Here is a 16000-nt window from a genome sequence, read left to right on the forward strand (position 1 = left end):
GAACGGCATGAGGAACATGCCGTTCTTTATGTTACATAGGGGGATCGTACATGAATAATAGTAAAGTGATTAAACTACAAGATCGTGTACCAAAATTGAAAAATCAAAAGAAAAAAAACAAAAAAAATGTTAATCATCGATTGATTTTATACATATCAATTTTATTTTTATTAGTGCTCTTTTTAATTTATTTTCGGTCTCCGCTTAGTAATATAAAAAAGATTAGTGTGTTTGGAAATCACTATATGACGGATGAGCAAGTAATGAAGGATTCAGGCGTGACATATGATACAAGTTATTTCCGAGTGACAGCACATAAAGCTGAAGAAAACTTAACGAAGCGAAAAGAAATTAAAGCAGTAAATGTAAAAAAACGTTTTCCAAACAAGATTGATATTCATATCGAAGAATATTTAACGATTGGCTATATAAATAAAGAGGGAAAATTACAACCGTTATTAGAAAATGGAAAAACGCTTGATGTACTACCTAATGGAAAACTTCCTGTTGCAGCACCGATTTTCGAACCTTTTAAAGAAGAGAAAATGAAGGAGTTAATCGCTGAACTAGAAAAATTAACACCAGCTATTTTAAAATCTATTTCGGAGATTCGCTATTCACCAACGAATGCGAATGAAGATCATCTTACTTTATATATGAATGAAGGTTATGAAGTGAGCACTACGATTCAAAATTTTGCAAAACGTATGGAAGCCTATCCGCTTATTTTAAAAACAATTGAGCCAGGTAAGAAGGTATTAATTGACTTAGAAGTAGGTGCATATACGAAAGAATTAGGTGCGGAAGAAAAAAAAGAATAGAATGGTAGTTTTCGTTGATTATAGCAGAAAAAACGAAACGAATGTTCTATTATATGTATACGAATTTAGAAGAATGGTTCATTTGATGAAAAATATGTAAAAATTCTTAGATTCATACTAGTATTGGTACAAGTTTCACTTTTCTATGAGTACATCTTAGTGTAGACTTATACTTGGCGGTAAACTTTACACTCGAAATAGAATTATTTCAAGATAAGCAGTTATTCATAGTTTACTGCGATATTCTTAATTGAATGCTAAATAAAAATAAGAAAAATATAGGGTTAAAAAAGGGAAACGTATAAAGACGTTGAATATTTTTCTTATAAATAGTAAAGTTGCGATTGTTGTTCCATATATTGAGTTGTATGGTATAAATAAAGAAGGAGGTGCCAAAGAATGAACAGCAATGAAATATATGTTAGTCTTGACATCGGTACATCCAATGTTAAAGTCATCATTGGTGAAATGGTTAATGACAGCTTAAACATTATTGGTGTTGGAAATGTAAAATCAAATGGTTTAAAGAAGGGATCGATAGTTGATATAGACGAGACTGTTCGATCAATTAAAAAAGCAATTGAACAAGCTGAGCGCATGGTGGGAATCCACATTGAGCAAGTTGTAGTAGGTGTCAATGCAAACCAGGTACAGCTACTTCCTTGTCACGGAGTAGTCGCTGTTTCAAATGAAGATCGTGAAATCGGGAATGAAGATGTCTTACGCGTTCTAGATGCAGCACAAGTTGTGTCAATTGCTCCAGAACGTGAGTTTATTGATGTGGTACCTCGACAGTTCATCGTAGACGGTCTTGACGAGATTAACGATCCACGCGGGATGATCGGTGTAAGATTAGAAATGGAAGGTACACTTATTACAGGCTCGAGAACTTTACTACATAACCTACTTCGTTGTGTAGAAAAAGCAGGTCTTGAAATTGTTGATATTTGTCTTCAACCTTTAGCGGCTGCAACAGTTGCTATATCTTCAGATGAAAAAAATAGAGGAGTAGCCCTTGTTGATATGGGGGGAGGATCTACAACTTTATCTATTTTTAAAGATGGAGAGTTACAAGCGACGAGCGTATTACCATTAGGTGGAGACCATATAACGAAGGATATTGCGATTGGGTTGAAAACTTCAACAGAAAATGCAGATCAAATTAAGTTGAAATATGGACATGCTTTTTATGATACAGCATCTGAAGAAGAGATGTTTACGGTTCCTATTATGGGAAGTGATCAAACAGAACAATATTCTCAGTTGGAATTATCGGATATAATAGAGGCTCGTGTAGAGGAAATTTTAATGTTTGTTCAAGATGAAGTGCGTAAGTTAGGAGTAAAGCAAGTGGCTTCTGGTTATGTACTAACTGGTGGAATTGCTTCTATGCCAGGTGTTCTTGACCTTGCATATGATATTTTACATGAAAATGTTCGTGTAGCAACTCCTGATTATATTGGTGTGCGTGAGCCCCAATATACAAGTGGAGTTGGATTAATTAAACATTCTTATCAAAAAGCTAAATTACGTGGGAAAAATGTGCAGGAAAAGCAAGAGCATTTTGAACCAGTACCAGCACCAGCACCAACGCCGGTACAACAGCAACCTGCAAAACAAAAAACTCGTAATCAAAACAATAATAATCAAAATGATGACCGCATGATGTCAAAAGTAAAACGTGTATTCCGTTATTTATGGGATTAAAATTGGACACGAAAAATGAGGTTCTAGGGGGATTTCGACATGTTAGAGTTTGATACTACTCAAGATCAATTAGCGAATATAAAAGTTATCGGTGTCGGCGGTGGCGGAAACAATGCTGTAAACCGTATGATTGAACACGGTGTACAAGGTGTAGACTTTATCGCTGTGAACACTGATGCACAAGCATTAAATCTATCAAAAGCTGAAACGAAAATGCAAATTGGTGGAAAATTAACGCGTGGACTTGGTGCAGGCGCAAACCCTGAAGTAGGGAAAAAAGCTGCAGAAGAAAGTAAAGAACAGATCCAAGAAGCACTTCGTGGTGCGGATATGGTCTTCGTAACTGCCGGTATGGGCGGTGGAACTGGAACTGGTGCAGCTCCAGTTGTTGCTCAAGTTGCAAAAGAATTAGGTGCTTTAACAGTTGGTGTTGTAACACGTCCATTTACTTTTGAAGGACGTAAGCGTGCGACGCAAGCAGCATCTGGTATTGCAGCATTTAAAGAAAATGTAGATACTCTTATTGTAATTCCAAACGATCGCTTATTAGAGATTGTTGATAAAAATACGCCAATGTTAGAAGCATTCCGTGAAGCTGATAACGTATTACGTCAAGGTGTTCAAGGTATTTCGGATTTAATTGCAACGCCAGGTTTAATCAACTTAGACTTTGCAGACGTAAAGACAATTATGTCTAATAGAGGTTCTGCTTTAATGGGTATTGGTTCTGGTAACGGGGAAAATCGTGCTGCAGAAGCTGCGAAAAAAGCGATTTCTAGTCCATTACTAGAAACATCTATTGATGGAGCTCAAGGTGTTATCATGAACATTACGGGTGGCGCTAACTTAAGCTTATATGAAGTACAAGAAGCGGCAGATATCGTAGCTTCAGCTTCAGATCCAGAAGTAAATATGATCTTCGGTTCTGTTATTAACGAAGGATTAAAAGATGATATCGTTGTAACTGTAATTGCAACTGGTTTTGATGATAGCATTGCAACTCAACCACCAAAACCAATTATTCGTCCGAATGCGAACCACACGCAACAACAGCAACAACCAGTAGCTCAACCTTCAAAACAACGTGAAGTAAAACGTGAAATGAAGCGTGAAGAGCCAGTTGTACATGAGCGTCATTCAGATTCAGATGATATCGATATTCCAGCATTTTTACGTAACCGTCGTAGACGATAAAAAAAGGAGCTTTCATGCTCCTTTTTTGTTTTTTAAATGGAAAAGACCTGCTAAGCAGGTCTTTTTTTATTTCGTATATTTCAATATATTTTGTTGGTGAAAATAAGAGTATATCATTCTATGAATTTGTACTTTTATTTTTTACCGACAGATTATGTCTAGAAATCACAAAATAACAAAAAAACACCTCCGCAAATTGACACACTTTCCTATTGGATATGCATTATACTAGTCTCAACTTGAAAAAAGAGGTGAATTGTTTGGTTGTTTACGCCGACGTTGTTTGGTTGTTAAACGCCTGCATTGATTTTCTTTTGCTTTTATTAACAGCTACCGTGTTAAAAAAGAAGATCAAAAGATGGAGGCTTGTGTTAGGGGCATTTATAGGTTCAACTATTGTTATTTTTGCCTTTACTCCTTTTGCTTCTATGATGACACATCCAATTATGAAACTACTGTACTCGTTACTTATTGTGTATACAGCATTTGGGTTTACAACATTTAGAAATTATGCACAAACTGTTTTTACTTTTTACTTTGTAACCTTTATGGTTGGCGGAGGATTAATTGGAACTCATTTCTTTTTGCAAACGAATGAAATGGTAAATGGATTGGTTCAATCTCAGTCAATTTCTTACGGCGATCCAATTAGTTGGTTATTTGTTATTTTTGGTTTTCCGGTAATTTATTATTTTTCTAAAAAGCGTATTGAAAGCGTAGAGGTCACGAAAATACACTATGACCAAATTGTGAAAGTAAAAATTCAATTAGCGGAAGAAGAACTAGAACTGGCAGGTCTTATTGACAGTGGGAACCAACTTTACGACCCATTAACAAAAACACCCGTTATGATTATGCATGTTTCATCATTAGAACATTGCTTACCATCTTGGTTAACAGAACAAATTTATTCCAAAACAGAAATTCCTCAAATACCAGAAAATGATTCTGGTTGGGCGACAAAATTACGTTTAATTCCTTTCCGTGCAGTAGGAGTAGAAAGTCAATTTTTGTGGGCAATTAAGCCTGACAGTGTGCAAGTTGATCATGAAGGTAGTTCTATTGTTGTAAACAAAGTATTAATTGGATTAAATACACAACAACTGTCTACTAATGGGGAGTATCAATGTATTGTGCATCCAAAAATGTTGATTTCACAAAAAATGGTGATCGCTTAATAATGAGAGGCGGGATAATATGATGAAATTAAAATTTTATTTAGTATACCTTTGGTATAAAGTATTGCTGAAATTAGGAATTAAGACCGATGAAATTTATTATATTGGTGGAAGTGAAGCGTTGCCACCACCGTTAACGAAAGAAGAAGAGGAAGTTCTTTTGAATAAATTGCCAAAAGGAGATCAGGCAGCAAGGTCATTACTTATTGAACGCAACTTAAGGCTCGTTGTATATATAGCAAGAAAGTTTGAAAATACAGGGATAAATATTGAAGATTTAATTAGTATAGGAACAATCGGCCTTATTAAAGCGGTAAATACATTTAATCCAGAAAAGAAAATAAAATTAGCAACATATGCATCGCGTTGTATAGAAAATGAAATTTTAATGCATTTACGTCGGAATAACAAAAATCGCTCGGAAGTTTCTTTTGATGAACCGCTAAACATTGATTGGGATGGGAATGAACTATTGTTGTCTGACGTGTTAGGTACAGATGATGATATTATTACAAAAGATTTAGAAGCTACTGTAGATCGTCACCTTTTAATGAAAGCATTACACCAATTAAATGATCGTGAAAAACAAATTATGGAACTTCGGTTTGGGCTTGCTGGAGGAGAGGAAAAGACGCAAAAAGATGTGGCGGATATGCTTGGGATTTCACAGTCATACATTTCGCGTTTAGAAAAAAGAATTATAAAAAGATTACGAAAAGAATTTAATAAAATGGTGTGAAGAATAGGACCAGCCGTTATGTAGGCTGGTCTTATTCTATTTAGTTGTATTAGGAAAGATAATTTAAATGAAAAATCGTGAAAAAACCATATGCATAAAATCCCCTTCAAAGGAAATACTTTACACTGTACAGCAACTCCCGATAGGAGGGAACACTTTGACGAGAAACAAAGTAGAAATTTGCGGTGTTGATACAGCTAAACTTCCAGTATTAAAAAATGAAGAGATGCGTAAATTATTTCGTGAAATGCAAAGTGGAGAGATAAGCGCAAGAGAAAAATTAGTGAATGGAAACTTACGTCTTGTACTGAGCGTCATCCAAAGATTTAATAACAGAGGAGAATATGTTGACGATTTATTCCAAGTTGGTTGCATCGGACTTATGAAATCAATTGATAATTTTGATTTAGGCCAAAATGTAAAATTTTCAACGTATGCTGTGCCGATGATTATTGGGGAAATACGCAGATATTTGCGTGATAATAATCCGATTCGCGTATCGCGCTCATTGCGAGATATTGCGTATAAAGCTTTGCAAGTAAGAGAGAAGTTAATTGCAGAAAATTCAAAAGAACCAACAGCAATGGATATTGCAAAAGTGCTAGAAGTAACTCATGAAGAGATAGTATTTGCTTTAGATGCAATTCAAGATCCAGTTTCATTATTTGAACCGATTTATAATGATGGAGGAGATCCTATCTTTGTTATGGATCAGTTAAGTGATGAAAAACAAAAGGACGAGCAGTGGGTTGAAGAACTAGCATTGAAAGAAGGAATGAAGCGTTTAAATGATCGAGAGAAAATGATTATTAGAAAACGTTTCTTCCAAGGAAAGACACAGATGGAAGTTGCAGAAGAAATTGGGATTTCCCAAGCTCAAGTATCACGTTTAGAGAAGTCAGCCATTAAACAAATGAATAAAACGATTCAAGGATAAGGTCTCACCAATTATGGTGAGACCTTTTTATATGTAATATGGTTTGTGCTCATAGTAGGGGATTAGTGTTCATATAATGAAACTAGCATGGTGTTTCGTATAGGTGGCTTCCTGTAAATATGAGAAACAGCTTCCAATTCGTCATATAAGGGAGAGGGTAAAAATGGTGATACGAATTTCAGAGTTACAGATGAAGGATGTTATAAATATTTCAGATGGAAAAAGGATTGGGAATATTGGAGATATTGAAATTGATATGAACACAGGGCAAGTTTGTTCTGTTATTATTTCCAAACAGACACGTATGCTAGGTATTTTTGGAAAAGATGTTGAGATTGTAATTCCTTGGAAGGAAATTGTGAAAATTGGGGAGGATGTCATACTTGTAAGAGTAGATCCTGTTAATACTGTAACAGAATCAATACAAACACCGACAATTTCATAAAGAATATTACAAATTCCTCTTTTTTTTCTGTTAGGATTATGAAAAAATAAAAGTATGGTAAAATAGACAGGAAGTACCATGCTTTTTTCTGTTATTTTAATTAAAAGGAGCCGCTTTATTATGAGAGAACCATTTAAATATGTGGACGGTATACTGTATTTACAAGCGTGGAAAGAACTTGGAAACATTACTGCTGGATTTACGACAAAAGATGGTGGGATAAGTACGGGCTCCTTTCATGCGATGAATTTAGGATTACATGTGAATGATATCGTGGAGAACGTTCATGAAAACAGACGCATTTTAGCAAATAAGTTACAAAAACCATTAGAAAACTGGATTTGCTCTGAACAAGTTCATGATCATCATGTTGAAAAAGTAGGGCAACAGGAAAAAGGAAGTGGCGTTTATTCATATGAGGACGGCATTTCAAAAACAGATGGCATTTATACGAGTAATGAAGATGTTCTGTTAACGTCTTGTTACGCGGATTGTGTTCCGCTCTATTTTTATGCACCATCACATGGTATGATAGGACTTGCGCATGCTGGATGGAAAGGCACTGTACAAGAGATTGCAAAGGAAATGATTCAAAAGTGGAATGCAGAAGGTATTTCAAGTGATGAAATTCATGTTGCAATTGGACCGTCGATTGGATCTTGTTGTTATGTTGTGGATGATCGTGTATTAACAGCAGCACAGAAAGTAATTAACGGTGCTGTTCCTCATCAAAAAATTTCTGACGGGCAGTACGCAATTAATTTAAAAGAAATTAATCGTATATTATGTGTACAAGCAGGCATAAAAGAAGAGCATATTGTAATGTCATCTCTTTGTACAAGCTGTGAAGAGCAACTATTTTTCTCTCATCGTCGTGATCAAGGTAAGACAGGAAGAATGTTGAGTTTCATAGGTTTTAAGGAGGAAGGAAGCAAGTGACAGTACAAGAAAATTTAGTAATTGTAAACGAAGCTATTAAAGAATCTTGCGTTCGAGCTGGACGTTCGTTGCAAGATATTAAACTTGTTGCAGTGACAAAAACTGTAGGGATTGAAAAAACAAACGAAGTAATTGAAACTGGAATTATCGATTTAGGTGAAAATAGAAATGAAGGTTTCTTACAGAAATATGAGCATTTCGGTTCAAAAGTTAATTGGCACTTTATTGGCTCATTACAAACGAGAAAGGTAAAAGAAATCATTAATGAAATTGATTATTTACATTCGTTAGATCGTCTTTCCCTGGCGAAAGAAATTCAGAAACGTGCTGATAAGAAAGTGAAATGCTTTATTCAAGTGAAAACCTCATCTGAAGAATCGAAGCAAGGATTAGCAATAGAAGAGGTTGTTTCTTTTATTCAAAGTTTGCAAGAATTCGATAAAATTGAAGTGGTTGGACTAATGACGATGGCTCCATTTACAGAAGAAGAGGAAGAAATCAGACGCTGTTTTAAGGAATTACGTATGTTGCAAACAAAGGTGCAGGAGCTAGAGTTATTACATGCGCCATGTAAAGAATTATCAATGGGAATGTCCAACGATTACACGATTGCAATTGAAGAAGGGGCTACATATATTCGTTTGGGAACGATTTTAGTAGGAAAAGCGTAAAAGGAAGGAGAATCTTATTATGAGTTGGTCAAAAGTAAAATACTTCTTTTTTGATACACCGGAAGAAAAAGAAGCAGCTCAATATGGTTATGAAAAGGAGCAAACAGACATGAAAAAGCAGCAAGATCCACCAGAACAACAAGATGTTACGTTTCCAAAAGCGCAACCGAAGCAAAATGTTGTGAGTATTGAAACAGCAAAACAATCTTCAAAAGTTGTTTTATTAGAACCACGCACATATTCGGAAGCACAAGGGATTGCGGACCACTTAAAAGGTAGACGAGCTGTTGTAATTAATTTGCAGAGAATGTCTACTGATCAAGCGGTACGTATCGTTGACTTTTTAAGTGGTACTGTATACGCTATAGGCGGGGACATTCAAAAAATAGGACCGAAAACATTTATGTGTACACCTGAAAATGTTGATATTGTTGGTGCAATTTCAGAGTTATTCGGTGAAGAAGAAGAAACAAATATAAAGAGGTGGTAATACGCCATGACAACAGTTTTAATGGTGTTAAGTTCTGCTATCGAGATTTACTCGTGGGCACTGATTATTTACATTCTCCTATCATGGTTTCCTGGTGCAAAGGAATCATCTTTTGGAGAGTTCTTGGCGCGAATTTGTGAACCGTATTTAGAACCATTCCGCAGATTTATTCCGCCGCTTGGTATGATTGATATTTCTCCACTCGTTGCGATTTTTGCGTTAAAACTTGCTAAAAGTGGTTTGTTCAGTTTGTTCAGCTATTTCTTATAGTAAGAGGTTAAATACATGAGCATTTACGAACATTTTAGGCCTGATGAAGAGGTCTTTGTAGATAAAGTGCTGGAGTGGAAGCGAACAGCGGAGTACCATCAAGTGAAATTAACAGATTTCCTTGATCCAAGACAGCAACAAATTGTTTCTATGGTAATTGGACAAGGAGATGTCGCTGTGCAATTTGGTGGTGCAACGCCTAATGCAGAGCGTAAAAGAGCACTCATTTATCCAGACTATCTAGAATTAAATGAAGAAGAATTTCAAGTAGAAGTATTAGAAATTGACTATCCTTCCAAGTTTTATACGCTAGAACATAGGCAAATATTAGGTACATTTATGTCTCTTGGTTTAACGAGAGAAAAATGTGGTGATATTTTGCTGCAAGAAAATCGTGCCCAAATTGTAGTTGCGAAAGAAATCGTATCGTACATTGAGATGAACTTACAAGCAATAGGAAAAGTAAAAGTCTCCTTATCAGCAGTGCAAGGAGAACAAATTCTACAAATACATGAAACGTGGGGGGAGAAATCTGGAACGGTTTCTTCACCTCGTTTAGATGTTATGTTAGCTGAAATGTTACATTTATCTAGACAGAAAGTACAACCTTTCATAAAAAATGGTTTAGTAAAAGTCAATTGGAAAACAGTGGAGCAAACTTCTTATGAATGTTATCCAGGAGACGTTTTTTCTGTTAGAGGATATGGCCGAAGTAAATTATTTTCTGTAGAAGGTAGAACAAAACGCGACAAATGGAGAATTTTGTATGGTATACTAAAATGATTGGTTTTTTAGAAGGAAATCCTCCTATTTTGTCGAAGAAAAGATATAATTGAAAGAGGAAATTTAGATAACTACTTGGAGGTGGCGTTGTGCCGTTAACACCATTAGATATTCATAACAAAGAATTTGGTCGCGGATTCCGTGGCTATGATGAAGATCAAGTAAATGAGTTTCTTGATCAAATTATCAAAGATTATGAATTGGTCATTCGTGAGAAAAAAGCTTTAGAAGAAAAAGTTGCGCAGTTAGAAGGGAAGTTAGATCATTTCTCTAATATTGAAGATACGTTAAACAAATCTATCGTTGTTGCGCAAGAAGCAGCGGAAGAAGTAAAACGTAATGCGCAAAAAGAAGCGAAATTAATTGTGCGTGAAGCTGAAAAGAATGCTGATCGTATTATTAACGAAGCATTAGTAAAATCAAGAAAAGTTGCTTTTGATATTGAAGAGCTAAAGAAACAAGCGAAAGTATTCCGAACTCGTTTCCGTATGTTATTAGAAACACAGCTTGAAATGTTAAACAACGATGATTGGGATAAACTAATTGAGTTAGAAGACGAAGTAGATGAACTGTTGAAAAAAGAAGAAACAGTGTAAGCTTGACGTTTTTCTCATTATTACATATAATTTTAAACAACATATTTATTAAGAAAAACGAAGATAGGGATAAGTACCTTTTCAAACCTTATATAGCGAACTGAGGATGGTGTAAGCTCAGGATAAGGAGATAGTGGGAATATCACCCTGGAGTTCCGCGCTGAACAAATAGAGTAAGCGTAGGCGTGTATTCGCGTTAAGAATATAAAGAGGATTCTATACATATGTATATGATCTACTAGGGTGGTACCGCGGGAGACTTTCTCGTCCCTTTTTGGGATGAGAAAGTCTCTTTTTTATTCCGTTTTTTAAGTATTTCTTTTATACATGTAAGGAGGAATTGAGCATGGAGTACAAAAATACATTACTGATGCCGAAAACAGAGTTCCCAATGCGTGGGAACTTACCAAAACGTGAGCCTGCAATGCAAGAAAAATGGGCTGAAATGAATATTTACGAAAAAGTACAAGAACATACAAAAGGTCGTCCTTTATTTGTATTGCATGATGGACCTCCATATGCGAATGGTGACATTCATATGGGACATGCATTAAATAAAGTATTAAAAGACTTTATTGTTCGTTATAAATCAATGACTGGTTTTAGTGCGCCATATGTTCCAGGATGGGATACGCACGGTTTACCAATTGAACAAGCTTTAACAAATAAAGGCGTAAAACGTAAAGAAATGACAGTTGCTGAGTTCCGTAAGTTATGTGCAGAGTATGCATATGAACAAGTAGAACGTCAACGTGAACAATTTAAGCGTTTAGGTGTACGTGCAGATTGGGATAATCCATATATTACTTTAGAGCCAGCTTATGAAGCACAACAAATTAAAGTGTTTGGTGACATGGCGAAAAAAGGTTATATCTATAAAGGTCAAAAACCAGTTTACTGGTCTCCAACGAGTGAATCTGCTTTAGCAGAAGCTGAAATTGAATATCAAGATAAAAAATCAGCATCTATTTACGTAGCATTCCCTGTAAAAGATGGAAAGAATGTATTAGAAGGTGATGAAAAGTACATCATTTGGACAACAACACCTTGGACATTACCTGCAAACTTAGGTATTTCTGTTCACCCAGAGCTTGAATATAGTATTGTAAAAGTAAATGATGAGAAATATATCATTGCTTCTGAGCTGTTTGAGACAGTTGCAAAAACGTTAGAGTGGGAAAATGCTGAAGTTGTGAAAACAGTAAAAGGTAGCGAACTTGAGTACACAGTTGCAAAACATCCATTCTACGATCGTGATTCATTAGTTATGCTAGGAGATCACGTAACAACAGATGCAGGTACAGGTTGTGTTCATACAGCACCAGGACACGGGGAAGATGACTTCGTTGTTGGTAAAAAGTATGGATTAGAAGTACTTTGCCCAGTCGATGATAAAGGTGTATTAACAAATGAAGCACCTGGATTTGAAGGCTTATTCTATGATAAAGCTAACAAGCCAATTACAGAAAAATTAGAAGAAGTAGGCGCGTTACTGAAACTAACATTCATTACACATTCATACCCACATGATTGGAGAACGAAAAAACCAATTATTTTCCGTGCGACAGCACAGTGGTTTGCATCTATTGAAGCATTCCGTAAAGAATTAATAGAAGCTGTAGCGGAAACGAAATGGGTACCAGCATGGGGAGAAACTCGTCTTCATAATATGGTTCGTGACCGTGGTGACTGGTGTATTTCTCGTCAGCGTGCATGGGGTGTGCCAATTCCGGTATTCTATGCTGAGAATGGTGATCCAATTATTACGGATGAAACAATTAACCATGTAGCAGATTTATTCCGTGAACACGGTTCTAACGTATGGTTCGAGCGTGAAGCGAAAGATCTATTACCAGAAGGATTTACACATCCGGGTAGCCCAAATGGCGAATTCCGTAAAGAAACAGACATCATGGATGTATGGTTCGATTCAGGTTCTTCTCACCAAGCGGTATTAGAAGAGCGCGAAGATTTACAGCGTCCAGCTGATTTATATTTAGAAGGATCTGACCAGTATCGTGGTTGGTTTAACTCTTCATTATCAACAGCAGTTGCTGTAACAGGTAAAGCTCCATATAAAGGCGTATTAAGTCACGGTTTCGTACTAGATGGTGAAGGACGTAAAATGAGTAAGTCGATTGGAAACATCGTCGTACCGAAGAAAATTATGGATCAATTAGGCGGAGACATTTTACGCTTATGGGTATCTTCTGTTGACTATCAATCTGACGTACGTATTTCAGATGATATTTTAAAACAAGTAGCAGAAGTGTATCGTAAAATCCGTAACACATTCCGTTTCTTATTAGGAAACTTAGACGACTTTAAGCCAAGTGAAAATGCAGTAGCTGTAGCTGAACTTCGTGAAGTAGATCGTTACATGTTAGTGAAATTAAATGACTTAATTACAAAAGTTAAAGAAGCATATGAGACATACGACTTCGCTGCTGTGTATCATGCAATTCATAACTTCTGTACAATTGATTTAAGTTCATTCTACTTAGACTTTGCAAAAGACATTTTATACATTGAAGGTGCAAATCACGAAGATCGTCGTGCAATTCAAACTGTATTATATGATGTTCTTGTTGCGTTAACGAAACTTGTAACACCAATCTTACCGCATACAGCTGATGAAGTATGGCCATACATTCCAGGCGTAACAGAAGAAAGTGTACAATTAACTGATATGCCAGAAGCTGTACAATTAGATGACGCGGAAGCGTTAAAAACAAAATGGGATGCATTTATGACATTACGTGATGACGTGTTAAAAGCACTAGAAGTAGCTCGTAATGAAAAAGTAATCGGTAAGTCATTAAATGCAAGCATTACGCTATATCCAACTGCAGAAATGAAAGCTATGTTAGAGTCTATTAGCGAAGACTTAAAGCAATTATTCATCGTTTCTGAGTATAAACTTGGTGGTATGATGGATGAAGCGCCAGCAGATGCACCGAAGTATGAACATACAGCGGTTGTGGTTGCTCAAGCAACTGGTGAAACATGTGAACGTTGTTGGGTAGTTTCAGAAACAATTGGTAAAGATGCTGAACATGAAACATTATGTGAGCGTTGTGCAACAGTTGTTAAAGAAAACTATGTAAAATAATAAAAAACTGACTGCTATTCATGCAGTCAGTTTTTTTGTTGATGGCATATCAAAAAAACTTTTCAGACTCTTTCCTGTGAAGGAAAAATGTGTGTGAGGTAAGCAAATAAATTTCGGACACACTAACTGTACATTACAGCTAGGAGGAATGTACACGTGAATGAAATTTACATGGAAATAAAAGAAGAATTGCAATTGATGAGAAAAGAGTTGCAAGAGAGACTAGCTAAAGAAGTAATGCACAAATATGATGTCGAGTTCAGCCAAGAGCTTGGATATGAAATTAAGGAAGAGATAAAGAAAAAATTGCTGTTACATGATATAAAAGAGGATTTAAAGGATGTAGAACGCGCATTATTTAAAATGGAAATAGACATGTACGGTATTTGTGAAGAGACGGGGAGATTAATTTCGACAAAGCAAATGAAGACAATGCCGACTGCTCGTACGATTCATGAATTCTTCTATGAAAAGGTAAATGTATGAATAGGCACAACGATATTATATTACCTTTTTTTAATTTATTTTATTCTTCTATAAAGGTTCATTGTGAAAAGGTAGCAGCTATGCTAAAATTTTGAGGTACACTGTCTTTGTGGGGGAAATGAAAATGATATATTATGTAATAGCGTTATTTGTCATTGCTATCGATCAAATATCGAAGTGGTTAATTGTAAAGAACATGGAATTGGGTACGAGTATTCCGATTATCGACAATGTATTATACATAACATCACATCGAAATAGAGGCGCTGCTTGGGGTATTTTAGAAAATAAAATGTGGTTCTTCTACATTATTACAGTTGTTTTTGTAGTGTTTATCGTATTTTATATGAAAAAGTATGCGAAAACAGACAAGCTTCTAGGTATTTCGTTAGGTCTAATTTTGGGTGGGGCAATTGGTAACTTTATTGATCGTGTATTTAGACAAGAAGTAGTGGATTTCATTCACGTGTATATTTTCTCGTACAACTATCCAGTATTCAATATAGCTGATTCAGCATTATGTATTGGTGTTGTATTAATTATTATTCAAACATTATTAGAAGGCAAGAAAGCGAAGGAGTAATTGAATGAGTGAAGTAGTACAAGTAACAGTTGCAGCAGAGCAAAAAAACGAGCGAATTGATAAATTCGTTACAGGGATAAATAACGAATGGTCACGTTCACAAGTACAGCAATGGATTAAAGATGATGTTGTGACAGTGAACGGGAAAGCAGTAAAAGTGAATTATAAAGTAAAAGAAGAAGATGAAATTACAGTAACGATTCCTGAGCCAGAAGCGCTAGATATTCAACCAGAGGATTTAAATTTAGAAATTTATTATGAAGATGCAGATGTGCTTGTTGTAAATAAGCCACGTGGCATGGTTGTACATCCAGCACCAGGGCATACAAGTGGTACACTTGTAAACGGCCTTATGCACCATTGTACAGACTTATCAGGCATTAACGGTGTAATGCGTCCAGGTATCGTGCATCGTATTGATAAAGATACATCTGGACTATTAATGGTTGCTAAAAATGATATGGCACATGAATCGCTTGTAAATCAGCTTGTAGCCAAAACAGTAACGAGACGATACAAAGCGATTGTACACGGTGTGATTCCGCATGATAAGGGAACTATCGATGCACCAATTGGTCGTGATAAGAAAGAGCGTCAAAGTATGACAGTTGATGAAAATGGTAAGAACGCTGTTACACACTTCCAAGTGTTAGAACGTTTTAAAGACTTTACACTTGTAGAATGTCGCTTAGAAACGGGACGTACGCACCAAATTCGTGTTCATATGAAATATATTGGCTATCCACTTGCAGGAGATCCGAAGTATGGTCCGAAGAAAACGTTAGATATGAATGGACAAGCACTTCATGCGGGTATTTTAGGCTTTGATCATCCTCGTACTGGTGAATATATTCAGTTTGAGGCACCGATTCCAGAAGTGTTTGAAGACGCATTAAATATTTTACGAAAATAGTATTGACAAATCATAAGAAAACTGAGATACTGACAACAGTTAAATAATGATCCTTTAACACAGCCCCGTGAGGTTGAGAAGGTAACGGTTTGAAATACTTAGGGTATGTTGTACCCTTTTTTCAAAAGTCCTCTCG

At 35.9% G+C, this 16000-nt stretch carries 17 protein-coding genes and 1 other annotated feature; all 17 genes read left to right on the top strand.

Annotated elements, in window-relative coordinates:
- Window positions 1-50: 50 nt before the first annotated feature.
- Window positions 51-821 (top strand): cell division protein DivIB, encoded by a 771-nt coding sequence (gene divIB / locus IBT51_RS06015; RefSeq protein WP_001065789.1) that lies wholly within the window; start codon window positions 51-53, stop codon window positions 819-821.
- A 399-nt stretch (window positions 822-1220) separates the two neighbouring features.
- Window positions 1221-2528 (top strand): cell division protein FtsA, encoded by a 1308-nt coding sequence (ftsA, locus tag IBT51_RS06020; protein ID WP_001087557.1) that lies wholly within the window; start codon window positions 1221-1223, stop codon window positions 2526-2528.
- A 39-nt stretch (window positions 2529-2567) separates the two neighbouring features.
- Complete coding sequence (ftsZ, locus tag IBT51_RS06025) at window positions 2568-3722, top strand: cell division protein FtsZ (RefSeq protein WP_000888984.1); 1155 nt, start codon at window positions 2568-2570, stop codon at window positions 3720-3722.
- Between the two features lie 260 nt (window positions 3723-3982).
- Window positions 3983-4900 (top strand): sigma-E processing peptidase SpoIIGA, encoded by a 918-nt coding sequence (gene spoIIGA / locus IBT51_RS06030; protein WP_000261975.1) that lies wholly within the window; start codon window positions 3983-3985, stop codon window positions 4898-4900.
- Window positions 4901-4919: 19 nt separating this feature from the next.
- Window positions 4920-5639 (top strand): RNA polymerase sporulation sigma factor SigE, encoded by a 720-nt coding sequence (gene sigE, locus IBT51_RS06035; protein ID WP_000976948.1) that lies wholly within the window; start codon window positions 4920-4922, stop codon window positions 5637-5639.
- A gap of 157 nt (window positions 5640-5796) precedes the next feature.
- Window positions 5797-6576 (top strand): RNA polymerase sporulation sigma factor SigG, encoded by a 780-nt coding sequence (gene sigG / locus IBT51_RS06040; RefSeq protein ID WP_000197755.1) that lies wholly within the window; start codon window positions 5797-5799, stop codon window positions 6574-6576.
- A 163-nt stretch (window positions 6577-6739) separates the two neighbouring features.
- Window positions 6740-7021: a YlmC/YmxH family sporulation protein gene (locus IBT51_RS06045; protein ID WP_000236749.1), complete on the top strand. Its 282-nt coding sequence runs from the start codon at window positions 6740-6742 to the stop codon at window positions 7019-7021.
- A 120-nt stretch (window positions 7022-7141) separates the two neighbouring features.
- Window positions 7142-7960 carry a peptidoglycan editing factor PgeF gene (pgeF, locus tag IBT51_RS06050; RefSeq protein ID WP_001209012.1) on the top strand — a complete coding sequence of 273 codons (819 nt, stop codon included), beginning with the start codon at window positions 7142-7144 and terminating at the stop codon, window positions 7958-7960.
- The gene (locus IBT51_RS06055) at window positions 7957-8631 is read left to right on the top strand and encodes a YggS family pyridoxal phosphate-dependent enzyme (RefSeq protein WP_000218011.1); all 675 of its coding nucleotides are present in this window, start codon (window positions 7957-7959) and stop codon (window positions 8629-8631) included. The genes pgeF and IBT51_RS06055 overlap by 4 nt, the downstream gene beginning before the upstream one ends.
- Window positions 8632-8650: 19 nt before the next feature.
- Complete coding sequence (locus IBT51_RS06060) at window positions 8651-9121, top strand: cell division protein SepF (protein ID WP_000119129.1); 471 nt, start codon at window positions 8651-8653, stop codon at window positions 9119-9121.
- A gap of 6 nt (window positions 9122-9127) precedes the next feature.
- Window positions 9128-9391: a YggT family protein gene (locus IBT51_RS06065; protein ID WP_000214324.1), complete on the top strand. Its 264-nt coding sequence runs from the start codon at window positions 9128-9130 to the stop codon at window positions 9389-9391.
- 15 nt (window positions 9392-9406) lie between these two features.
- Window positions 9407-10174: a YlmH family RNA-binding protein gene (locus IBT51_RS06070; RefSeq protein WP_200458037.1), complete on the top strand. Its 768-nt coding sequence runs from the start codon at window positions 9407-9409 to the stop codon at window positions 10172-10174.
- An 89-nt stretch (window positions 10175-10263) separates the two neighbouring features.
- Window positions 10264-10770, top strand: coding sequence for a septum site-determining protein DivIVA (gene divIVA / locus IBT51_RS06075; RefSeq protein WP_001131611.1), 507 nt, complete (start codon window positions 10264-10266; stop codon window positions 10768-10770).
- A 51-nt stretch (window positions 10771-10821) separates the two neighbouring features.
- Window positions 10822-11045 (top strand) — a binding site (T-box leader).
- A 71-nt stretch (window positions 11046-11116) separates the two neighbouring features.
- Window positions 11117-13882, top strand: a complete 2766-nt coding sequence (gene ileS2 / locus IBT51_RS06080; protein ID WP_000455951.1) for an isoleucine--tRNA ligase — start codon at window positions 11117-11119, stop codon at window positions 13880-13882.
- 156 nt (window positions 13883-14038) lie between these two features.
- Window positions 14039-14368, top strand: coding sequence for a TraR/DksA C4-type zinc finger protein (locus IBT51_RS06085; RefSeq protein WP_001002956.1), 330 nt, complete (start codon window positions 14039-14041; stop codon window positions 14366-14368).
- 124 nt (window positions 14369-14492) lie between these two features.
- Window positions 14493-14951 (top strand): lipoprotein signal peptidase LspA, encoded by a 459-nt coding sequence (gene lspA, locus IBT51_RS06090; protein WP_000642180.1) that lies wholly within the window; start codon window positions 14493-14495, stop codon window positions 14949-14951.
- 4 nt (window positions 14952-14955) lie between these two features.
- Window positions 14956-15864 carry an RluA family pseudouridine synthase gene (locus IBT51_RS06095; protein ID WP_000005832.1) on the top strand — a complete coding sequence of 303 codons (909 nt, stop codon included), beginning with the start codon at window positions 14956-14958 and terminating at the stop codon, window positions 15862-15864.
- The last annotated feature ends 136 nt before the right edge of the window (window positions 15865-16000 follow it).

The sequence above is a fragment of the Bacillus sp. S71 genome, assembly GCF_016625265.1.
GTDB lineage: Bacteria > Bacillota > Bacilli > Bacillales > Bacillaceae_G > Bacillus_A > Bacillus_A cereus.

Bases quoted from the DNA above. Each gene is read 5' to 3' on its own strand.
- lspA (WP_000642180.1), top strand. From the start codon at position 14,493: ATGATATATTATGTAATAGCGTTATTTGTCATTGCTATCGATCAAATA.
- IBT51_RS06060 (WP_000119129.1), top strand. From the start codon at position 8,651: ATGAGTTGGTCAAAAGTAAAATACTTCTTTTTTGATACACCGGAAGAA.
- ftsZ (WP_000888984.1), top strand. From the start codon at position 2,568: ATGTTAGAGTTTGATACTACTCAAGATCAATTAGCGAATATAAAAGTT.
- pgeF (WP_001209012.1), top strand. From the start codon at position 7,142: ATGAGAGAACCATTTAAATATGTGGACGGTATACTGTATTTACAAGCG.
- IBT51_RS06070 (WP_200458037.1), top strand. From the start codon at position 9,407: ATGAGCATTTACGAACATTTTAGGCCTGATGAAGAGGTCTTTGTAGAT.
- sigE (WP_000976948.1), top strand. From the start codon at position 4,920: ATGATGAAATTAAAATTTTATTTAGTATACCTTTGGTATAAAGTATTG.
- IBT51_RS06045 (WP_000236749.1), top strand. From the start codon at position 6,740: ATGGTGATACGAATTTCAGAGTTACAGATGAAGGATGTTATAAATATT.
- ftsA (WP_001087557.1), top strand. From the start codon at position 1,221: ATGAACAGCAATGAAATATATGTTAGTCTTGACATCGGTACATCCAAT.
- divIB (WP_001065789.1), top strand. From the start codon at position 51: ATGAATAATAGTAAAGTGATTAAACTACAAGATCGTGTACCAAAATTG.
- ileS2 (WP_000455951.1), top strand. From the start codon at position 11,117: ATGGAGTACAAAAATACATTACTGATGCCGAAAACAGAGTTCCCAATG.
- IBT51_RS06065 (WP_000214324.1), top strand. From the start codon at position 9,128: ATGACAACAGTTTTAATGGTGTTAAGTTCTGCTATCGAGATTTACTCG.
- IBT51_RS06095 (WP_000005832.1), top strand. From the start codon at position 14,956: ATGAGTGAAGTAGTACAAGTAACAGTTGCAGCAGAGCAAAAAAACGAG.